Source organism: Pseudomonas sp. URMO17WK12:I7, from assembly GCF_003269045.1.
GTDB classification, from domain to species: domain Bacteria; phylum Pseudomonadota; class Gammaproteobacteria; order Pseudomonadales; family Pseudomonadaceae; genus Aquipseudomonas; species Aquipseudomonas putida_J.
On record NZ_QLTL01000012.1, the window covers coordinates 63,303 to 82,692 of the forward strand.

Sequence of the window (19,390 nt, forward strand, 5' to 3'; positions counted from 1 at the left end):
ATAATCAGTGCTGTTTGGCCGTAAAGCGCATTAACTTTCTAAACATTCCTGGCCGATCGGCAGCATCACGTGCAGGCACAAGCCAGGGTGACCATTGCTGGCCCACAGCCGGCCGCCTTGCAGTTCGATGGCGCGGCGGGCAATGGCCAGCCCGAGGCCAAAGCCTGCGCCGCTGTCGGGCAAGCGTTGGTAGGGTTGGAAGATGCGCTCAAGGTCAGCTTGCGGTACGCCGGGCCCTTGGTCGCTCAGGCGCAGGTGCCAGCAGTCGCCGTCACGCCAGCCATCAAGGCTGACCCGGCCGTCGTCAGGTGAATGGCGGATGGCGTTGCGCATCAGGTTTTCCAGCGCCTGGGCCAGGCTGTCCAGGTGGGCCTGCACCCGGCAATCGGTGCCCAGCGAACAGGGCAGGCGTGATTGCTCCCAGCCACTTTCGAAGCAGATGTCCTGGCACAGCGCTTCCCACACGGACAGCATCAGCACTGGTTCAGTAGGCAGTTGCGGTTGCTCGGTGTCCATCCAGGCGAGGTCCAGGGTGTCTTCGAGCAGCTTCTGCATGTCGTTGACCTCGCGCCCCAGGCGCTCACGCAGTTGCGCTGGCGGCAACTCGCTGTCGTGGGCGATGCGTAGCCGCGCCAGAGGGGTACGCAATTCGTGGGACAGCGTGCGCAGCAGCAAGCGTTGTTGCTCCAGGCTTTGCCGCAAGCGCCCGGCCATGTGCTCGAAGGCCTGTGCCAGTTCGCCCAGTTCATCGCGGCGCTCCTGCAGGGGCAGCCCCGGGCTGTCCAGGTCGTCCGCACGCAGGGCATCGGCGCGGTCGCGAAGGCGGTTGAGCGGCACCACCAGTTGCCGGTAGATCGCCAGGCCCAGCAGCAGGGCGAGCAGCGTGGGTACGACGCCGTGGGTAATGACATGGGTCCAGGGCGTGAGGCCGGTGGGCAGCAGGCGCTCGGGCAACTGCATCACCAGGCGGCCGTTTTCAGGGTGCTGCGGAAACTCGATGCTGACGTAGGGCAGTTCATCCTGCAGGCGCCGGCTCATGGGCCAGTCGAGCTTGCGCATGAAGGTCAGGTGGCTGGCCTCTTCGGCGTCCAGCGCCGTGGTGCCAAGGCTTTGCAGGTGCGGCCCGAGTAACACTACCCAGGTGTCTTCGGCATGTTCGAGCTCGCGGCGGAAGGCTTCGGCCCCCGAAGCGCCTGCTTGCTGCCAGGCTTGTTCGGCTTGCTGCGCATAGCGGGCGAGATAGTCCTGGTCGGCTTGGGAAAGAAAATAGGTACTGCGCTCCACCGACAGGCCCCAGGTCCAGATCAGCCAGGTCAGCAGCAGGCAGAAGCTGACCTGCAATGCTGCCAGTTTCCACAGTAAGGGATGCCGGCGCATCAGGCGTGTTCCGTGTTGACCAGGATGTAGCCCTGGCCGCGTACAGCCTGGATCTGCAGGTGCTGGGCAGCGATATCGACCAGCTTGCGGCGCAGGTTGCACACGTGCACATCGAGGCCGCGGTCCAGGCGGGTGTAGGCCCGGTGCAGCACGGTCTGGTAGAGGAACGGCTTGCTCAGGGCCTCACCAGGGTGGGCATTCAACGTGGCCAGCAAGCGGAATTCAGATGCGGTCAGGCCGGCCGCTTTGCCATGGTGCAGCACATCCTGCAGGTACTGGTCAAAGACCAGCGGGCCGGGCTCGCTGTGCGGGAGCGGGTTGCGGCCGAAGGCTACGCGCCGCAACAAGGCATCCACCCGTGCGTCCAGCTCCGCGAGGCTGAACGGCTTGGGCAGGTAATCGTCCGCACCCCGGGTAAAGCCGCTGATACGGTCCTGCTCGGCGCCAAGCGCCGACATCAACATCACGGGCACGGCATGCTGGCGGCGCAGTTCGTCGAGCAGGCTCAGGCCGTCGATGCCCGGTAGCATGATGTCCAGCAGTACCAGGTCGAAACGGCTGTGCTGCACGGCATTCAACGCTTGGGTGCCGGTAGCGCAGGCGTTGACCAGAAAACCGCGGTTGAGAAAGTGGCGCTGCAGGTCCTCACGCAGACGTGCATCATCTTCGGCGAGGAGGAGTGAAGTGGGCATCGGTGGTCTTTAATGAGAATTCGTATCAGTTAGCCATCATCCCACTGTGGACGGGGGAAGGGCAATCGCCCCATGTCGGCCGCATGTGTTAAGAAGGTTAATCCTGCTGCACCCCAGTTTTTCGTCCGGTATCGTTCGCAAAAAGCAACTGGTTTCGTTTGCGATTAAATATCATTTGGACGAAGGGTGTGTCATGAGCGGTTTCAAAGGTGTGGGGAGCCCGCGGCGGCTTCGGGGATGGCTGGTGCTGGGGCTGCTGGCGCCTTTTTCGTTGTCGGCACTGGCTGAGACGGTGGCAGACCAGGCTGCTGCGGGCGACACATCGCTCGACCTGCCGGCCTTGACCATCGAAGGTAACCACCTCTACGACATGCTCCCCTCGGAGCAGACCGGTGGTTACAGCGTTGATGCCGCCACTGTGGGCACCAAAACCCCGGCGGCACTCAAGGACATCCCGCAATCGATCACCGTGTATACCCAGGACTACGTCAAGGACCGCCAGTTCGTGCATCTGGACGACCTGGCCAAGTACACAGCAGGCCTGCGTACCCTGACCAACGACAGCGGTCGTTCGTCGATCTACGCCCGTGGCTACGAGTACAGCGAGTTCAACATCGACGGCCTGCCGGCACCCATGGCCAGTATCTTTGGCACCGTGCCGTCGCTGGCCGCCTTCGACCGGGTCGAGATCATGCGCGGCCCGGCCGGCCTGTTCAGCAGCACCAGCGAGCTGGGCGGCATCGTCAACATGGTGCGCAAGCGCCCGACCGCCGAATTCCAGGGCCATGTCGAAGGCAGCTATGGCACCTGGGACACCAATCACGAGGAAATCGACCTGAGCGGGCCGCTGGATGATGCCGGCCGGGTGCGGGGGCGTTTCATCACCTCGCGCGACGACACCAATGGCGAAGTCGACTACAACGCCAACACCAGCAATAGCTACTACGGCGCGCTGGACATCGACCTGGACGACGACACTCAGCTGTCGTTCGGCCTGATCCACGAGGTGAAGAACATCACCCCGCACAACGGTTACCCGGCCACGTTGTCTGGTGAGGTGCCCGACTTCAGCCACTCGCGCTTCCTCGGCGCCGACTGGAACTACTTCGACGGCAAGACCACCGACCTGGTCGCCGAGCTGACCCACCGCTTCGACAACGGTGGCTATGGCCGCGTTGCCGCGCGCGGTTCGCACCGCGATACCAACTACCTGTATGCCTTCACCGCGACCAATGCCACTACCGGGGCCAACTCCGAGCGCGCCAGCGCCCGCGACTTCACCCAGGACACCTACTCGCTGGACGCCAGCTACAGCCAGCCGTTCGAAACCTTCGGCCAGGTCAGCGAATTCGTGGTCGGCACCGACTACAAGAACTACGACACCGAGTACCTCAACGGCACCACCAACCTGGGCAGCATCAACGTCAACACCTACACGCCGACGCGTTTCGCCAAGCCGTCACCCAACTACAGCACCGAGACCGGCATGCAGGAAGAGGAATACGGCCTTTACTCCAAGGTCACCTTCCGCCCGGTCGAGCGCCTGGCGCTGATTGCCGGTGGCCGCTTCAGCTGGTATCGCGGTGACTTCTACACCACCACCCTGAGCAGTGGCTCGACGGTCGACGACAACAAGCGCGTCGATGGCCGCTTCACGCCTTATGGTGGCCTGGTCTACGACCTGACCGAAAACCACGCGCTTTACGCCAGTTATTCACAGGTGTTCAAGCCGCAGTCGGACACCGACGGCAATGGCCGGGTGCTCAAGCCGCGCCAGGGTGAGCAATATGAATTCGGCCTGAAAAGCAGCTACTTCGGTGGCGATCTGAACACCCGTTTCTCGGTGTTCCGCCTGACCGACAAGAACCGCGCCAGCACCGAGTACGATGCCGATGGCGTGGACACCGGCTTCTCGGTCGCCTCCGGCAAGACCCGGGTCAAAGGCGCCGAAGTGGAAGTCAGCGGCAAGCTGACGCCGAACTGGGAGTTGCTGGCGGGGTATACCTGGATGGAAACCGAAACCGTCGAGGGTGATGCCGAGACCACCTTCTTCATCATGCCGCGCAACCAGGCGTCGCTGTGGAGCAAGTACACCATCAGCCAAGGCCCGCTGACCGGGTTGGCCATTGGTGGCGGTGTGTCGGCGATGAGCAACTTCTACTCCGAAAACGGCGGGGTGCGTATCGATGCGCCGGGCTATGCCACCGTGGACGCGATGCTGTCGTACCCGGTGACCTCGAAGCTGACGGCGACGTTCAACGTCAACAACCTGTTCGACCGCGATTACCTGTCGCGGGTGGGGTCGACCTCGACATTCAACTTCTATGGGCCATCGCGAAGCATGATGGTCGGGGCGCGGTATGACTTCTAGGTTCAGAAGATTCCCATGCTCAAAATTGTCCCCGATCTACCCCACGGATTACGCGCTGTGCGCGACGACTGTGGTGCATCAGGCATTGCTGCTGCAACCCAAGCCATCGGCGTCGATCCTGATGATGGCCTCGATGCATGAGATCGAGGCGCTGCGGGCGTTGCTCGAATCAGCGTTGATCCAGGTGCAGATGCCTACTGGGCCTCGGACGCTGCATTGAGGCTTGAGTGATGTGTTGTCTGGCCAGCCAATCGCGGATAAATCCGCTCCTACAGGTTGTGTGGTTCTTGTAGGAGCGGATTTATCCGCGATTGGCCGGCCCAGACATGCGAGTGTTTTCAGGGAGATTGACCAATGACCACAGACGACACCCAATGCACGGCCGGCAAGACCACCTTCTTCCAAGGTGAAACCAGACCCACCCGGTGTTTCGCATCGAGCCCGGCATCCCCTGCCGTGATGCTCGCGAGCAGGCCTCGGAATTGATGGGCTAAGTGCGCGAACTGACCATCCTTGGTCTGATGGAAGAGAAGCCGATGATGATCTGGGCCTCGCATTACCTGAGCGCGATGGCCGAAGCGCTGATGGATGATGTTGAACTCGGCATGAGGCATTGATGGGCCTGGCTTGAGGGGGCATCAGGGCCACCCCATGCACGCCGGGGACGTTGTAGCGCCTATCAGATCGAGCGCCGCCCGCGCGGCGCATCGCGGATAAATCCGCTCCTACATTTGTTGCAACGTGGCCATGCCTGTCAGGCCAAGGCTGACAACCATGGCGTAACAGGTTCGGCACGTTGCAACAGATGTAGGAGCGGATTTATCCGCGATGCGCCGCGCGGGCGGCGCTCGATCTGATAGGCGCTGCAAACCATCGGCATACAAAAAATGGGCATTAAAAAGCCGGCTTGTGGCCGGCTTCTCGGGGACGGTTCCGACTAATTTATGGTAAGTCGCAGCCGCCTTAACTGTGTGGCCATCAAGGGCCTGAAAGAGATGGCAAACGATCGTGTGGAACGTCGCCGAGCCCTCTGGAACGCGGCTTGCGCCGGCCGGGGCTGAATGTGCCGCGTAGCATACAAGGGCTGGCGCGGTATGCCCAGCAAAAAATGGCACAGAGTGTGTCAGTCGGGGCGTCGTTGGCGGTAATGCGACCAATGGAACACCCAACCGAGTACTTCCAGTTTCTGCGCATCGCACTGCAAAGGTGAGTAGCGTTCCACCACCTCAGGCCGGTTGTGGCTGTGCAGGCACAGGGCGCCCTGGTGGCCAATGCTCAGGCTGTTCACCCTTAGCCTGCCGTTGTGCAACAGCGCATAGATCTCGCCATCAACCACACGGGTGAAGCTGAGGTCGATCGCCAGGATGGCATCGCGCGGTATCCACGGCGCCATGTTGGCGGCAGGCATGTTCATGCAGATGGCTTTTTCCACGGGCACGGCCAATGCCTCCAGCGCAGATGCCGGCATTGCCAGGCAATGATGCTCCACTGCCATGAGCTGGCCATTGCGCAGTTCGTTGAAGGGGACTTGCACCTGGGGAGGATGCGATATCGAGGGTAACCCGGATGTTTCTACCGGCGTCGACTGGGGTGCGTACATGCGTAGAAACGAATGCGGGTGCTTGGGGCCTTCGCCGGTTTGCAGCCAGCGGCGGCGCACGCAGAACAACTCGGCCAATTCATCGAGGCGGGCAATGGGGATGCCACGAGTGAACCAGTTGTTGATGTGCTGCGACGTGACGCGGCGCTGGGCAGCGAAGTCTGCGGGGGTCAGGCCACATTCCCTGAGGAGTGCCTTGAGTCGGTCACCGGATCTGTTCATGAGGCCGAGTGTAGCGGCCGGATGCTAATAGCGAAATGAACGAGATGTTGATCTGAATGGTGTGAAAATGGCTTGGATGTAGGGCGATGCTGTAGGGAGGCGTAGGGCTTTTTACCTGCATATGCGTCACCCATAAAAAAGCCCCGCCGAGGCGGGGCTTTTTCTGCAAAGCGGTATCAGCCTTTGTAGGCAGCGACCGATTTGGTGATCGCAGCGCGGGCGGCGTCGGCGCCTTCCCAGCCTTCGATCTTGACCCACTTGCCCTTCTCGAGATCCTTGTAGTTCGCGAAGAAGTGCTCGATCTGCTGGATCAGCAGGGCTGGCAGGTCGGTGTATTCCTTCACGTCGACGTACAGCTGGCTCAGCTTGTCGTGAGGAACGGCGATGACCTTGGCGTCGCCGCCGCCGTCGTCGGTCATGTTCAGCACGCCGACCGGACGGGCACGAATGACCGAGCCTGGGGCTACCGGGTATGGGGTCACGACCAGCACGTCCAGCGGATCACCGTCGTCAGCCAGGGTATTCGGAATGAAACCGTAGTTGGCCGGGTAGAACATCGGGGTGGCCATGAAACGGTCAACGAACAGGGTGTCGCTGTCCTTGTCGATTTCGTATTTGATCGGCGCGTGGTTGGCCGGGATCTCGATAGCGACGTAGATGTCGTTCGGCAGGTCTTTGCCAGCCGGAATCTTGCTGTAGCTCATTGGGCAGTGCCCCCGTGATTGCTCAAAAAGTGGCGGCGATTATAGGCACATTCCGCCAGGCCATGCCACGTCTGGCCTGATGTGCGGGCAAGATGAGCGGCCGCCTCAGGCGTGGCTTTCGCGGTACTCCGGGTGCTCGGCTTGCAGCTGCGCGAGGCGTGCCAGCGGATCCTGGCGATAGAACAGCGACAGCTGCCGGTACACCTGTGGATAAGCCTGGTGCAGCAGGTCGGGGGCGCTGAAGAAGTATTCGCTGGTGACGGCGAAGAATTCCGCCGGGTTTTCCGCTGCGTAGGGGTCGATGGCGGTTTGTGCGTCGGGGTCGGCGTCTAGCTGGCGATTGAGGTCGTCATAGGCCTGCTGCATGGCCGCGGCCCAGTCTTCCACGTGCATGCCCGGGTGCAGCGGCGGCAGGCCGTTGGCATCGCCATTGAGCATGTCGAGTTTATGCGCCAGTTCGTGGATCACCAGGTTGTAGGCTTCCCAGCTGCCACTGGCCAGCACACCGGCCCAGGCCAGGATGACCGGCCCCTGCTGCCAGGCTTCGCCGCTGTGCTCGGCATCCCATACGTGCTCCACGCCGCTGGCATCGCGGTGGCGCTGCGGGCTCTTGAAGTCGTCGGGGTAGAGGATGATCTCGTGGAAACCCTGGTACCAGTTCAATTCGCCCAGGTGCAGCAGCGGCAACTGCGCCTGAGCGGCCAGAAACAGGCGCTGCTCATCGTCAAGTTCGACCCCAGGGAGAGGGGTCAGGTGCTTGTCGAGCAAGAACAGGATGCAGGCTTCGCGCAGCCACTGGTCTTCTGCATCGCTGATGCCATCGAGCATTGGCAGGCGATCGCGGATCACCTGCCATTGCCGTGCGTCGATCGGGTAGCGCGCCAGGGTGCGCTTGCGCCGCCAGGCGCTGAAGGACCACATGTCTGCTGTCAGTGGGCCTTGGCGGTGCGGCCCAGGCGGCCACGCAGCAGGCCGAGGATCATCGGTACCAGCGAAAGCACGATGATGCCGACCACCATGAGCGAGAGGTGCTGCTTGATGAATGGCACGTTACCGAAGAAGTAGCCCAGGGTAACCAGGCCGCCGACCCACAGCAACGAACCCGCCACACTGAAACCGAAGAACCGCGGGTAATGCATGTGCGCAATGCCGGCGACGAACGGCGCGAAGGTGCGCAGGATTGGCAGGAAGCGCGCCATGGTCACGGTCTTGCCACCGTGGCGTTCATAGAAGTCGTGAGTGCGCTGCAGGTAGTCGCGGCGGAATATCTTCGAATTGGGGTTGCTGAACAGTTTTTCGCCTGTCGTGCGACCGATGATGTAGTTGGTACTGTCGCCCAGGATGGCCGCTGCCATCAGCAGGCCCGCCAGCAGGACCGGGTCCATGCCACCCCCTGCGGCCACGGCGCCGGCGATGAACAGCAGCGAGTCGCCCGGCAGGAACGGCATCACCACCAGGCCGGTTTCGCAGAAGATGACAGCGAACAGGATCGCGTAGATCCAGGGGCCGTAATTGGTGACCAGCAAATCGAGGTAGGCATCGAGATGAAGGATAAGGTCCAGCGGGTTGAATTCCATGTACAGCACCTGTGTTCTTGACCCGCTTTACGGGCACGCGATGACGGACAATGCCCTGGGTGTCGGCATCAATGCCTGTGGACGGGTAAATTTTCACACATGGCAGGTCGATGCATTATACGGCTAAGTAGGAAACCTGCCCGGGGAGTTTGTAGCGGGGGGTTACGGGTACTTGCAGGTGTACGCGATCTTTGTAGGCGCGCCCTTGCCGGGGCCGCTCTGTGGCCCTTTCGCGACACGAGGCCGCTCCTACAACGATCGTGGTGCGGTTCAGTCCTGGCTGATCGGCAGGATGTAGTTCTCGAACTCGGTGTCCTTGCGAAAGCCGATCGACTCATAGGTCTTGCGCGCCGCCTCGTTATTGGCGCTGGTCGAAACCCGCATCCGTACCGCGTTGGTTTCCTTGGCCATCTTCTTGGCCTCACGCATCAGGTGGTCGGCTACCAGCATGCGCCGTGAATCTTCGGCCACGAAGATGTCATTGAGAATCCACACCCGCTTCAGCGACAGCGACGAATAGCTTGGATAAAGCTGGCAGAAGCCGAGCAGTTTGCTGTCATCGTCGACTGGCAAAGCCAGGTAAATGACCGATTCACCGCGCATCAGGCGTTTTTGCAGGAATTTGCGCGAGCTGTCGGGATAAGGGAGCTGCCCATAGAACTCGCGGTATCTGACGAACAGCGGGGTGAGCAGGTCGAGGTGTTCCAGGGTTGCCTTGATGATGCGCATGTGCGGCCCTCAGAGTCCATTTGGGGAAACAGCGGAATGCCTGCAGCGTTCATGGGCATGCTGCCCCAATGCTGGCCATCGGTGCAATCCGCCTTCCGTGACATGTTCTTTAACCTTCGCCGAGCAGGAAGTTGCCTCGCTGGGTGGGGGCATGTTCGCTGTCGATGCTATGGACCTCGGCTTCGTCCTTCAGGTTCACACCGGAAAGCTGCCGCCTGCAGGCTTCGCGCATCAGGTATAGCAGGCGATGGGCGGCCATGCCGTAGCTCAGGCCTTCAAGGCGGATGTTGGAGATGCAGTTGCGATAGGCATCGGTCAGGCCGACCTTGGGTGCGTAGGTGAAATACAGGCCTAGGCTGTCTGGCGAGCTCAGCCCCGGGCGTTCACCAATCAGCATTACGGTCATGCGTGCACCGAGCAACTGGCCAACTTCGTCCGCCACTGCAACCCGGCCTTGCTCTACCAGCACCACCGGGGCGCTGGTCCAGCCATCGGCGGCGGCCTGCTCCTCGAAGCGGGCCAGGAACGGCAAGGTATGGCGGTGCACGGCCAGGGCCGAGAGGCCGTCGGCGACCACGATGGCCAGGTCGACCCCGTCGGGGTTGGCCTGGGCGTGCTGGCGCAAGCGTTCGGCCGAGTCATCGTTGAGCCGCCTGCCGAGGTCGGGGCGTTGCAGGTATTGGTGGCGGTCGCTGGCGGCGCTGTGCAGCACCAGGCTGTCGCGGCCACGGTCCTTGAGCTGTTCGCTCAGGGCGGCGTGGTCGAAGGCCAGGTGCACGGCGTCACGGGCCTGGGCGTGGGCAAACTGGAAGTCCAGTTGTGCGCGGGTGGGCAGGCTGATGCCGGTACGGCCCAGGGCGATGCGCGCCGGGGTCAGGTTGCGCAGGGCCAGCCAAGGGTTTTCCTGGGTAGAGGGCGGGGTGGGGGTACGGTCTGCCATGGTCACCTCTTAAGCCAGCTGTGCCAATGCCTGGCGGAATGCCGGCGGCAGGTTGTCGCCAAAGCGCACGCGGCCATCGGCCTGGGTGAAGATGCCGGTGCGTTGCAGCCAGGCTTCGAATTCCGGCCCGGGCTTCAGGCCCAGGGTCTGGCGCGCATACAGCGCGTCGTGGAACGACGTGGTCTGGTAGTTGAGCATGATGTCGTCGGAGCCAGGAATACCCATGATGAAATTGATCCCGGCCACGCCCAGCAAGGTCAGCAGGGTATCCATGTCGTCCTGGTCGGCTTCGGCGTGGTTGGTGTAGCAGATGTCGCAGCCCATCGGCACGCCCAGCAGCTTGCCGCAGAAGTGGTCTTCGAGGCCGGCGCGGATGATCTGTTTGCCGTTGTACAGGTACTCGGGGCCGATGAAGCCGACCACGGTGTTGACCAGGAACGGTTTGAAGTGGCGGGCCACGGCGTAGGCGCGGGTTTCGCAGGTCTGCTGGTCGACACCGTGGTGGGCGTTGGCCGACAGGGCGCTGCCTTGGCCGGTCTCGAAGTACATCAGGTTCTGCCCGAGGGTGCCGCGCTTGAGCGACAGGCCGGCCTCGTAACCTTCCTGCAGCACGTTCAGGTTGATGCCGAAGCCGGCGTTGGCTGCTTCGGTGCCGGCAATCGACTGGAATACCAGGTCCAGCGGCACGCCGCGGTTGATTGCTTCGATCGAGGTGGTGACGTGGGTCAGCACGCAGGCCTGGGTGGGGATGTCGTAGCGCTGGATGATGGCGTCGAGCATTTCCAGCAGGGCGCAGATCGAGGCGATGCTGTCGGTCGCCGGGTTGATGCCGATCATGGCGTCGCCGTTGCCGTAGAGCAGGCCGTCGAGAATGCTGGCGGCAATACCGGCCGGTTCGTCGGTCGGGTGGTTGGGCTGCAGGCGGGTCGACAGGCGCCCGCGCAGGCCCATGGTGCCACGGAACCGGGTGACCACGCGGATCTTCTGCGCCACCAGTACCAGGTCCTGCACGCGCATGATCTTCGACACTGCGGCGGCCATTTCCGGTGTCAGCCCTGGTGCGAGGGCGCGCAGGCTTTGTTCGTTGGCCTCTTCGCTTAGCAGCCAGTCGCGCAGGCCGCCAACGGTCAGGTGGCTGACTGGGGCGAAGGCCTGGGCGTCGTGGGTGTCGACGATCAGCCGGGTGATTTCGTCCTGTTCGTAGGGGATCAGTGCTTCATTCAGAAAGTGCGTCAGCGGTATGTTGGCCAGGGCCATCTGCGCGGCCACGCGCTCACCGTCGTTGGCGGCAGCGACGCCGGCCAGGAAATCCCCGGAACGCGCCGGGCTGGCCTTGGCCATCACGTCCTTGAGGCTGTCGAAGCGGTAGACCAGGTGGCCTACCGTGTGTACGAAACTTGCCATACAGAATCTCCAGAGCCGCGGGCTGGCCCGCGGCAGGTGGCGGCGATCAGTGCAGGGCCTCTTCGGCCTTCTGGATCGCGGCGAATTCCTCTTCCGGTGTGCCCGCGACCAAGTGGTGGCGGCTGTAGAACGCAAAGTAGGCAATCAGTACCGCATAAATCACCGCGGCGCCAATCACTACCCGTGGGTCGACCAGGAAGCCTGCGACCACGGCGATGCAAGCCAGCACCAGGGCCAGGCCCGAGGTAAAGATGCCGCCCGGGGTGCGATAGGGGCGTTCCATTTTCGGCCGGCGGATGCGCAGGGTGATGTGCGCAGCCATCATCAGCACATAGGACAGTGTGGCACCGAATACCGCTACCAGGATCAGCAGGTCGCCCTGGCCGGTCAGCGACAGGGCGAAGCCAATGATGCCGGGGATCACCAGCGCCATCACCGGGGCCTTGCTTTTGTTGGTTTCCGACAGTTTGCGCGGCAGGTAGCCGGCGCGGGACAGGGCAAAGATCTGCCGGGAATAGGCGTAGATGATCGAGAAGAAGCTGGCGATCAGGCCTGCAAGCCCCACCAGGTTGACGAAGCTGCCCATCCAGGTGGAGCCACCGTAGGCTTTGGCCAGCGCCTCGACCAGCGGGTTGCCGGAGGCCTTCAGGGCTTCGGAGCCGGCACCGCCAGGGCCGACCACCAGGATCAGCAGGGCGAAGGCCAGCAGTACCAGCATCGCGCCGATCAGGCCGCGCGGCAGGTCACGCTTGGGGTTCTTGGTTTCTTCGGCGGCCAGTGGCACGCCTTCGACGGCGAGGAAGAACCAGATGGCATAGGGGATCGCTGCCCACACACCGACATAGCCGAACGGCAGGAAGCTGCTGGCCCCTGCGGCGTCCGTTTGAGCGATGTCGAACAGGTTGGCTGCATCAAAATGGGGCACCATGGCCACCAGGAATACGGCCAGGGCAATGGCCGCGATGGCGGTGATGATGAACATCAGCTTCAGCGCTTCACCCACGCCGAAGATGTGAATGCCGATGAAGACCACATAGAACGCCAGGTAGATCATCCAGCCGCCGATGCCGAACAGTGACTGGCAGTAGGCGCCGATGAACGTGGCGATGGCGGCAGGGGCGATGGCGTACTCGATGAGGATCGCCGTGCCGGTCAAAAAGCCGCCCCACGGGCCGAAGGCACTGCGGGCAAAGCCATAGCCGCCGCCTGCGGTAGGGATCATCGAGGAAAGCTCGGCCAGCGAGAAGCACATGCACAGGTACATGGTGGCCATCAGCAGGGTAGCGAGGAACATGCCGCCCCAGCCACCCTGGGCCAGGCCGAAGTTCCAGCCGGCATAGTCGCCGGAAATCACATAGGCCACACCAAGGCCCACCAGCAGTACCCAGCCGGCGGCGCCTTTTTTCAGTTCACGTTGCTGGAAATAGTCCGATCCGACTTTTTCGAAGTCGACGGAAGACCCTGCCGGCACGCCGGCGGAATGATCGCTTGGCATAGTTTCACCTGTTTTATTTCTGGGTGGCCGGAAGGGGTCCGGGCCGATGGTGATGGGTACTGCAGGAAGCGAGCCAGAGCGGTTGGTACACGGTTGCCGCTCTGGATTTTGTGTTTGCAGGCCAGGCCTCTTCGCGGGTAAAACCGCTCCCACAGGAGTGTTGCGATTCCCTGTGGGAGCGGGTTCACCCGCGAAGCAGGCGACGCGGTTTAGAAGAAGCCCAGCGGGTTGATGTCGTAGCTCACCAGCAGGTTCTTGGTCTGCTGGTAGTGGTCGAGCATCATCTTGTGGGTTTCACGGCCGACACCGGACTTCTTGTAGCCACCGAATGCAGCATGCGCCGGGTACAGGTGGTAGCAGTTGGTCCACACGCGGCCAGCCTTGATACCGCGGCCCATGCGGTAGGCGCGGTTGATGTCGCGGGTCCACACGCCGGCACCGAGGCCGAACTCGGTGTCGTTGGCAATGGCCAGGGCTTCGGCTTCGTCCTTGAAGGTGGTGACGCTGACCACCGGCCCGAAGATTTCTTCCTGGAACACACGCATGCGGTTGTTGCCTTTGAGCAAGGTCGGCTGGATGTAGTAACCGGTGGCCAGCGAGCCTTCGAGTTTTTCCACCTTGCCGCCGGTCAGCAGCTCGGCGCCTTCGTCCTGGGCGATCTGCAAGTACGAGAGGATTTTCTCGAACTGCTGCTGCGAGGCCTGGGCACCGACCATGGTGTCGGTGTCGAGTGGGTCGCCGCGCTTGATCTGCAGGACCTTCTTCATCACCACTTCCATGAACTGCGGGTAGATCGACTCCTGCACCAGTGCGCGCGATGGGCAGGTGCACACCTCGCCTTGGTTGAAGAACGCCAGCACCATGCCTTCGGCGGCTTTGTCGATGAAGCTCGGCTCAGCCTGCATGATGTCTTCGAAGTACACGTTCGGCGACTTGCCGCCCAGCTCGACGGTGGACGGGATGATGTTCTCGGCAGCGCATTTCATGATGTGCGAGCCGACCGGGGTAGAGCCTGTGAAGGCGATCTTGGCGATGCGCTTGCTGGTGGCCAGCGCTTCACCGGCTTCGCGGCCGTAGCCCTGCACCACGTTGAGCACGCCTTTGGGCAGCAGGTCGCCAATCAGCTCGACCAGCACGGTGATGCCCAGCGGTGTCTGTTCGGCCGGCTTGAGCACCACGCAGTTACCGGCGGCCAGGGCCGGGGCGAGTTTCCAGGCGGCCATCAGGATCGGGAAGTTCCACGGGATGATCTGCCCGACCACGCCCAGCGGTTCGTGGATGTGGTAGGCCACGGTGTTTTCGTTGATTTCGGCGGCGCCGCCTTCCTGGGCGCGGATGCAGCCTGCGAAATAGCGGAAGTGGTCGACGGCCAGCGGGATGTCGGCGTTGAGGGTCTCGCGGATCGGCTTGCCGTTGTCCCAGGTTTCGGTGATGGCCAGGATTTCCAGGTTCTGTTCGATACGGTCGGCGATCTTCAGCAGGACGTTGGAGCGGTCCTGTACCGAGGTGCGGCCCCAAGCGTCGGCGGCGGCATGGGCGGCGTCGAGCGCTTTGTCGATGTCTTCGGCAGTGGAACGGGGGAATTCGGCAATCAACTTGCCGTTCACCGGGGAGGTATTTTCGAAATATTGCCCTTTGACCGGAGCTACGAACTCACCACCGATGTAGTTGCCGTAGCGGCTCTTGAAGGCAACCTTGGAGCCGTCGGTACCGGGATGTGCGTAACGCATGGTGTGTCTCCTGGCTATTGTGTTTGTTAGGGAGTTGAGAAGCGTAGAGCAAAGGTTGGGCCAGCGTGGCGAGCCCTAGCCAAATCAATGGCTTGAGGCACGTGGGCGGCACTTTTTGATGGGCTTGTGTGCCAGCGCTGGCACGGGCTGGGTGACACTTTGTACCGTTTGCGGTACGCGCTTGACCGGGCGGTCGCCGCGGAGGATGCTGGCTGATATCTCTATCTGCGGAGAACAACAACTAATGCAGAGCAATCTTTTCACTCGCCATGCCCAGCAAGTTCACACGGTTGCCCGTGGCGAAGGTGTCAGCGACCCTTCGATCGCGCGTTCCTGGCTGCGCTGTCTGGATGATTACCACCTTGACCCGTCGGTGATCGAGGCGCCCGTGGTGCTCGAGCATGGTCGCCTGCTGGAGAGTCGCGAGCGCCTGCGCCAGGTGCTGAGGATTGCCGACAACGAGATGAACAGCTTGCACCAGCAGCTGTCCGGTACGGGCCATGCGGTGCTGCTGACCGATGCCCGCGGGGTGATCCTCAACTGTGTCACCGCACCCGGTGAGCGGCGCAACTTCGAGCGTACCGGGCTATGGCTGGGCGCGGACTGGAGTGAAGCCCGCGAAGGCACCAATGGCATCGGTACCTGCCTGGTCGAGCGCCAGGCCCTGACCATTCACCAGAACGAGCACTTTCGTGGCCGCCATACCGGCCTGACCTGTTCGGCGAGCCCGGTGTTCGACCCGCACGGCGAGTTGCTGGCGGTGCTCGATGTGTCCTCGGCGCGGCCTGACGTGTCGCGCCAGAGCCAGTTCCACACCATGGCGCTGGTCAACCTCTCGGCGAAGATGATCGAGAGCTGTTATTTCCTGCGTCATTTCGAGCAGCAATGGTTGCTGCGCTTGCACGTGCAGGCCGAGTCGGTCGGCCAGTTCAGCGAAGGGTTGCTGGCGTTCGACGGCGATGGCCGCATCTGCGCTGCCAACCAGAGTGCCCTGAACCTGTTGAGCACCATTCGCGGCGGCGTATTGGGCAAACCGCTGGAGATGTTCTTCGCATGCAGCCATGACGAGCTGTTCAGCCGTGCCACGCCGGGTGGCAGTACGGTCTGGCCGTTGCGCACCCGCGATGGCCGGCAGGTGTTCGCCAGCTTGCGCGGGCAGGCGCGAGCGCCGCTTTGGACGGTGCCGGTCAGCCTGCCCCAGGCCAAGCCCGCTTCAGAGCCGGGCATCTGCTTGCTGGACCCGGCCTTGCAACACGATTTCCAGCGTGCCGTACGCGTGTTCGAGCGCGATGTGCCGCTGCTGCTGTGCGGCGAGACCGGTTGCGGCAAAGAGGCCTTCGCCCAGGCCGTGCATCAGGCCAGCCAGCGCCGTGGCAAGTCATTCGTGGCTGTGAACTGTGCGTCGATCCCCGAGAGCCTGATCGAGAGCGAGCTGTTCGGTTATCGCGGTGGCAGCTTCACCGGGGCGCGGAAGGAAGGCATGCGCGGCAAGTTGTTGCAGGCCGATGGCGGTACGTTGTTGCTGGACGAGATCGGCGACATGCCACTGGCGTTGCAGACCCGCCTGCTGCGGGTGCTGGAAGAGCGCCAAGTGGTGCCGATTGGCGGTGAGCCGCAGGCGGTAGATGTGCGTATCGTCAGCGCCACGCACCGCGACTTGCTGGAGCGGGTGGAGCAGGGCAGTTTCCGCGAGGATCTCTATTACCGGCTGAACGGGCTTGAAGTGGCACTGCCAGCGGTGCGTGAGCGTACTGACAAAGAGGCATTGCTGGACTTTCTGTTACGTCAGGAAGCGCAGGGGCAGGTTGTACATCTGGCGCCTGAGGCGCGCCGGGCGCTGCTGGATTTTGCCTGGCCAGGAAACGTGCGGCAGATGCGCAATGTGTTGCGGACCCTGGTTGCCCTGTGCGAAGGCACGCATATCGAAATCTCGGACCTTCCTGCAATCTTTAGAAGTGACGCGGGCCCTGTAGGAGCGGCCTTGTGTCGCGAAAGGGTCGCGCAGCGGCCCCAGGATCTCACCGGTGATGCTCAGTCCGCCGGGGCTGCTGCGCAGCCCTTTCGCGACAAAAGGCCGCTCTTGCACGCTGAGCATCAAGCGCTGATGGAGGTGCTGGAGGCAAAAGACTGGCACTTGACCCGGGTCGCCGAGCACCTGGGCATCAGCCGCAATACCTTGTATCGAAAACTGCGCAAACACGGCATTGCCAGGGGCGCCTGAGCAAAACTCCGGGTGCGATTTCCCGCGCCCTGGGCTACCCTGCCTCGAAGTTTTGCGAGGTCGACCATGCATATTCATATTCTCGGTATTTGCGGCACTTTCATGGGTTCGCTGGCGGTGCTGGCCAAAGAGCTCGGCCACCGTGTCACCGGCTCCGACGCCAACGTCTATCCACCCATGAGCACCCAGCTCGAAGCCCAGGGTATCGAACTGACCCAGGGCTACGACCCGGCTCAGCTGGACCCTGCACCTGATCTGGTGGTCATCGGCAATGCCATGTCGCGGGGCAACCCGGCGGTGGAGTATGTGCTGAACAAGGGGCTGCCTTATGTGTCCGGCCCGCAGTGGCTGGCCGACCATGTGCTGCAGGGCCGCTGGGTGCTGGCAGTCGCGGGTACCCACGGCAAGACCACCACCAGCAGCATGCTGGCCTGGGTGCTTGAGCATGCCGGCATGAGCCCGGGCTTCCTGATCGGCGGCGTGCCGCAGAACTTCTCGGTATCGGCCCGCCTGGGTGGCACACCGTTCTTCGTGGTCGAGGCCGACGAGTACGACAGCGCCTTCTTCGACAAGCGCTCAAAGTTCGTGCACTACCACCCACGCACCGCGATCCTCAACAACCTTGAGTTCGATCACGCGGATATCTTCCCTGATCTGGCAGCCATCGAGCGGCAGTTCCACCATCTTGTGCGGACCATTCCGAGTGAAGGCCTGGTCATTCACCCGACCTCCGAGCAGGCGCTGGAGCGCGTTATCGGCATGGGCTGCTGGACCCCGGTGCAGACCACCGGTGAAGGTGGCCAGTGGCAAGCACGCTTGCTCAGCGCCGACGGCTCGCGTTTCGAGGTGTTGTTCGACGGCGAAGTGCAGGGTGTGGTGGACTGGGCCCTGACTGGCCAGCACAACGTCGCCAACGCCCTCGCCACCCTGGCCGCTGCCCGTCATGTGGGTGTGGTGCCGGCCATGGGCATCGAAGGCCTGAGCGCGTTCAAGAGCGTCAAGCGGCGTATGGAGAAGGTCGCTGAAGTTCAGGGCGTGACCATCTACGACGATTTCGCCCACCACCCGACCGCCATCGCCACCACCCTCGACGGCTTGCGCAAGCACGTTGGCGAAGCACCGGTCATCGCCATCGTCGAACCGCGCTCCAACTCCATGAAGCTTGGTGCCCATCGTGACGGCCTGCCGGAAAGCGTCAACGACGCTGACCAGGTCATCTGGTATGCGCCCGCCAACCTGGGCTGGGACCTGGCTGCCACTGCGGCGCAATGCAAGGTACCAAGCGTGGTTGCCGATAGCCTTGACGCGATCATCGAGCGGGTCAAAGGCCAGGCGCGCCCAGGTACGCATGTGGTGATCATGAGCAACGGCGGCTTCGGCGGCCTGCACGGCAAGTTGGCTGAGGCCTTGAAGTGAGCGGGCCGGAGCGTATCACCCTGGCCATGACGGGTGCCTCCGGGGCGCAGTATGGCCTGCGCCTGCTCGATTGCCTGGTGCGCGAGGACCGTGAGGTGCATTTCCTCATCTCCAAGGCCGCGCAACTGGTAATGGCCACCGAGACCGATGTGGTCCTGCCGGCCAAGCCGCAGGCCATGCAGGCATTTCTTACCGAATATACCGGTGCTGCCGACGGGCAGATTCGTGTTTACGGCAAGGAAGACTGGATGTCGCCGGTGGCTTCGGGCTCCGGTGCGCCAGCCGCGATGGTGGTGGTGCCGTGCTCTACCGGTACCTTGTCGGCAATCGCCACTGGTGCCTGCAACAACTTGATCGAGCGTGCCGCCGACGTCACCCTCAAGGAGCGTCGGCAGCTGATCCTGGTGCCGCGCGAGGCGCCGTTCTCGACCATTCACCTGGAAAACATGCTCAAGCTGTCGCAGATGGGCGCGGTGATCCTGCCAGCGGCGCCGGGCTTCTATCACCAGCCGCAGACCATCGATGACCTGGTCGACTTTGTCGTGGCGCGCATTCTCAACCTGCTGAACATTCCGCAAGACATGCTGCCGCGCTGGGGCGAACATCATTTCGGGGTTGATGATTGAGGCGTTTGCTAGCCTGCTTGCTGGCTGCAGGCCTGCTCGGCGGCTGCGCCACGGTGCGCACGCTGGATGCCAACAAGCCAGGTGCGCCGGTGGTGTATGCCGGGACCCGGCTGGATATGTATGTGATCAATGGCGGGTGCTGCCCCAAGGATCGCTTCGGGGCTGAGGCGCCGGCGTATCCACACCTGGACCTGCCGGGCAGCATGCTGCTGGATACACTGTTCCTGCCGTTGTCATTGCTGACTGCGGCAGGAATAGGTTTTCAGGCTACGGGTGGCCTGTAGGG

17 protein-coding genes and 1 pseudogene are annotated in these 19,390 nt (G+C 62.7%); 7 read left to right on the forward strand and 11 right to left on the reverse strand.

The window, feature by feature from the left end; genetic code table 11:
• Positions 1 to 30 precede the first annotated feature (30 nt).
• Both H040_RS17610 and H040_RS17615 read right to left on the reverse strand, forming a co-directional pair.
• Positions 31 to 1,377: a HAMP domain-containing sensor histidine kinase gene (locus tag H040_RS17610; RefSeq protein ID WP_027917800.1), complete on the reverse strand. Its 1,347-nt coding sequence runs from the start codon at positions 1,375 to 1,377 to the stop codon at positions 31 to 33.
• Positions 1,377 to 2,069 (reverse strand): response regulator transcription factor, encoded by a 693-nt coding sequence (locus H040_RS17615; RefSeq protein WP_027917799.1) that lies wholly within the window; start codon positions 2,067 to 2,069, stop codon positions 1,377 to 1,379. The genes H040_RS17610 and H040_RS17615 overlap by 1 nt, the downstream gene beginning before the upstream one ends.
• Before the next feature lie 193 nt (positions 2,070 to 2,262).
• Here H040_RS17615 and H040_RS17620 point away from each other — a divergent pair, with 193 nt between their 5' ends.
• The 3 genes and pseudogenes from H040_RS17620 to H040_RS17630 all read left to right on the forward strand — a co-directional run bounded on the left by H040_RS17620 (position 2,263) and on the right by H040_RS17630 (position 5,057).
• Entirely contained in the window at positions 2,263 to 4,440 is a 2,178-nt protein-coding gene (locus tag H040_RS17620) for a TonB-dependent siderophore receptor (RefSeq protein ID WP_027917798.1), read from the forward strand.
• Positions 4,441 to 4,465: 25 nt separating this feature from the next.
• The gene (locus H040_RS17625; RefSeq protein ID WP_112312877.1) at positions 4,466 to 4,660 is read left to right on the forward strand and encodes a hypothetical protein; all 195 of its coding nucleotides are present in this window, start codon (positions 4,466 to 4,468) and stop codon (positions 4,658 to 4,660) included.
• 134 nt (positions 4,661 to 4,794) lie between these two features.
• Positions 4,795 to 5,057, forward strand: a pseudogene (locus tag H040_RS17630) (DUF3077 domain-containing protein).
• 506 nt (positions 5,058 to 5,563) lie between these two features.
• Here the strand turns inward: H040_RS17630 and H040_RS17635 are convergent.
• The 9 genes from H040_RS17635 to exaC all read right to left on the reverse strand — a co-directional run bounded on the left by H040_RS17635 (position 5,564) and on the right by exaC (position 14,841).
• Positions 5,564 to 6,262, reverse strand: a complete 699-nt coding sequence (locus tag H040_RS17635) for a LexA family transcriptional regulator (protein ID WP_027917797.1) — start codon at positions 6,260 to 6,262, stop codon at positions 5,564 to 5,566.
• A 176-nt stretch (positions 6,263 to 6,438) separates the two neighbouring features.
• Positions 6,439 to 6,966 (reverse strand): inorganic diphosphatase, encoded by a 528-nt coding sequence (ppa, locus tag H040_RS17640; protein ID WP_003255365.1) that lies wholly within the window; start codon positions 6,964 to 6,966, stop codon positions 6,439 to 6,441.
• Between the two features lie 105 nt (positions 6,967 to 7,071).
• On the reverse strand, positions 7,072 to 7,887 hold the full coding sequence (locus H040_RS17645; protein ID WP_027917796.1) for a zinc-dependent peptidase: 816 nt from the start codon (positions 7,885 to 7,887) through the stop codon (positions 7,072 to 7,074).
• An 8-nt stretch (positions 7,888 to 7,895) separates the two neighbouring features.
• Positions 7,896 to 8,543: a DedA family protein gene (locus tag H040_RS17650; RefSeq protein ID WP_027917795.1), complete on the reverse strand. Its 648-nt coding sequence runs from the start codon at positions 8,541 to 8,543 to the stop codon at positions 7,896 to 7,898.
• A 270-nt stretch (positions 8,544 to 8,813) separates the two neighbouring features.
• Positions 8,814 to 9,272 (reverse strand): GNAT family N-acetyltransferase, encoded by a 459-nt coding sequence (locus H040_RS17655; protein WP_027917794.1) that lies wholly within the window; start codon positions 9,270 to 9,272, stop codon positions 8,814 to 8,816.
• Between the two features lie 109 nt (positions 9,273 to 9,381).
• Complete coding sequence (gene eutC, locus H040_RS17660; RefSeq protein WP_027917793.1) at positions 9,382 to 10,212, reverse strand: ethanolamine ammonia-lyase subunit EutC; 831 nt, start codon at positions 10,210 to 10,212, stop codon at positions 9,382 to 9,384.
• A 9-nt stretch (positions 10,213 to 10,221) separates the two neighbouring features.
• Positions 10,222 to 11,616, reverse strand: coding sequence for an ethanolamine ammonia-lyase subunit EutB (locus H040_RS17665; RefSeq protein ID WP_027917792.1), 1,395 nt, complete (start codon positions 11,614 to 11,616; stop codon positions 10,222 to 10,224).
• Between the two features lie 46 nt (positions 11,617 to 11,662).
• The gene (gene eat, locus H040_RS17670) at positions 11,663 to 13,111 is read right to left on the reverse strand and encodes an ethanolamine permease (protein WP_027917791.1); all 1,449 of its coding nucleotides are present in this window, start codon (positions 13,109 to 13,111) and stop codon (positions 11,663 to 11,665) included.
• A 209-nt stretch (positions 13,112 to 13,320) separates the two neighbouring features.
• Positions 13,321 to 14,841, reverse strand: coding sequence for an acetaldehyde dehydrogenase ExaC (exaC, locus tag H040_RS17675; RefSeq protein ID WP_027917790.1), 1,521 nt, complete (start codon positions 14,839 to 14,841; stop codon positions 13,321 to 13,323).
• A gap of 244 nt (positions 14,842 to 15,085) precedes the next feature.
• On the opposite strand from exaC, the gene H040_RS17680 reads away from it, so the two are divergent.
• The 4 genes from H040_RS17680 (at position 15,086) to H040_RS17695 (ending at position 19,388) form a co-directional block, all read left to right on the forward strand.
• Positions 15,086 to 17,062, forward strand: coding sequence for a sigma-54-dependent Fis family transcriptional regulator (locus tag H040_RS17680; protein ID WP_027917789.1), 1,977 nt, complete (start codon positions 15,086 to 15,088; stop codon positions 17,060 to 17,062).
• 66 nt (positions 17,063 to 17,128) lie between these two features.
• Positions 17,129 to 18,478 (forward strand): UDP-N-acetylmuramate:L-alanyl-gamma-D-glutamyl-meso-diaminopimelate ligase, encoded by a 1,350-nt coding sequence (gene mpl, locus H040_RS17685; RefSeq protein WP_027917788.1) that lies wholly within the window; start codon positions 17,129 to 17,131, stop codon positions 18,476 to 18,478.
• Entirely contained in the window at positions 18,475 to 19,104 is a 630-nt protein-coding gene (gene ubiX / locus H040_RS17690) for a flavin prenyltransferase UbiX (protein WP_013970698.1), read from the forward strand. Before mpl ends, ubiX begins: the two co-directional genes overlap by 4 nt.
• Positions 19,101 to 19,388: a YceK/YidQ family lipoprotein gene (locus H040_RS17695; protein ID WP_027917787.1), complete on the forward strand. Its 288-nt coding sequence runs from the start codon at positions 19,101 to 19,103 to the stop codon at positions 19,386 to 19,388. The genes ubiX and H040_RS17695 overlap by 4 nt, the downstream gene beginning before the upstream one ends.
• Positions 19,389 to 19,390: the final 2 nt, after the last annotated feature.

What these genes read in the sequence shown, in the direction of transcription:
- H040_RS17620 (WP_027917798.1), top strand. Translation starts at nt 2,263, where the DNA reads ATGAGCGGTTTCAAAGGTGTGGGGAGCCCGCGGCGGCTTCGGGGATGG.
- H040_RS17645 (WP_027917796.1), bottom strand. Translation starts at nt 7,887, where the DNA reads ATGTGGTCCTTCAGCGCCTGGCGGCGCAAGCGCACCCTGGCGCGCTAC.
- exaC (WP_027917790.1), bottom strand. Translation starts at nt 14,841, where the DNA reads ATGCGTTACGCACATCCCGGTACCGACGGCTCCAAGGTTGCCTTCAAG.
- H040_RS17610 (WP_027917800.1), bottom strand. Translation starts at nt 1,377, where the DNA reads ATGCGCCGGCATCCCTTACTGTGGAAACTGGCAGCATTGCAGGTCAGC.
- eat (WP_027917791.1), bottom strand. Translation starts at nt 13,111, where the DNA reads ATGCCAAGCGATCATTCCGCCGGCGTGCCGGCAGGGTCTTCCGTCGAC.
- H040_RS17650 (WP_027917795.1), bottom strand. Translation starts at nt 8,543, where the DNA reads ATGGAATTCAACCCGCTGGACCTTATCCTTCATCTCGATGCCTACCTC.
- H040_RS17655 (WP_027917794.1), bottom strand. Translation starts at nt 9,272, where the DNA reads ATGCGCATCATCAAGGCAACCCTGGAACACCTCGACCTGCTCACCCCG.
- H040_RS17665 (WP_027917792.1), bottom strand. Translation starts at nt 11,616, where the DNA reads ATGGCAAGTTTCGTACACACGGTAGGCCACCTGGTCTACCGCTTCGAC.
- H040_RS17680 (WP_027917789.1), top strand. Translation starts at nt 15,086, where the DNA reads ATGCAGAGCAATCTTTTCACTCGCCATGCCCAGCAAGTTCACACGGTT.
- H040_RS17635 (WP_027917797.1), bottom strand. Translation starts at nt 6,262, where the DNA reads ATGAACAGATCCGGTGACCGACTCAAGGCACTCCTCAGGGAATGTGGC.
- H040_RS17615 (WP_027917799.1), bottom strand. Translation starts at nt 2,069, where the DNA reads ATGCCCACTTCACTCCTCCTCGCCGAAGATGATGCACGTCTGCGTGAG.
- ppa (WP_003255365.1), bottom strand. Translation starts at nt 6,966, where the DNA reads ATGAGCTACAGCAAGATTCCGGCTGGCAAAGACCTGCCGAACGACATC.
- mpl (WP_027917788.1), top strand. Translation starts at nt 17,129, where the DNA reads ATGCATATTCATATTCTCGGTATTTGCGGCACTTTCATGGGTTCGCTG.
- eutC (WP_027917793.1), bottom strand. Translation starts at nt 10,212, where the DNA reads ATGGCAGACCGTACCCCCACCCCGCCCTCTACCCAGGAAAACCCTTGG.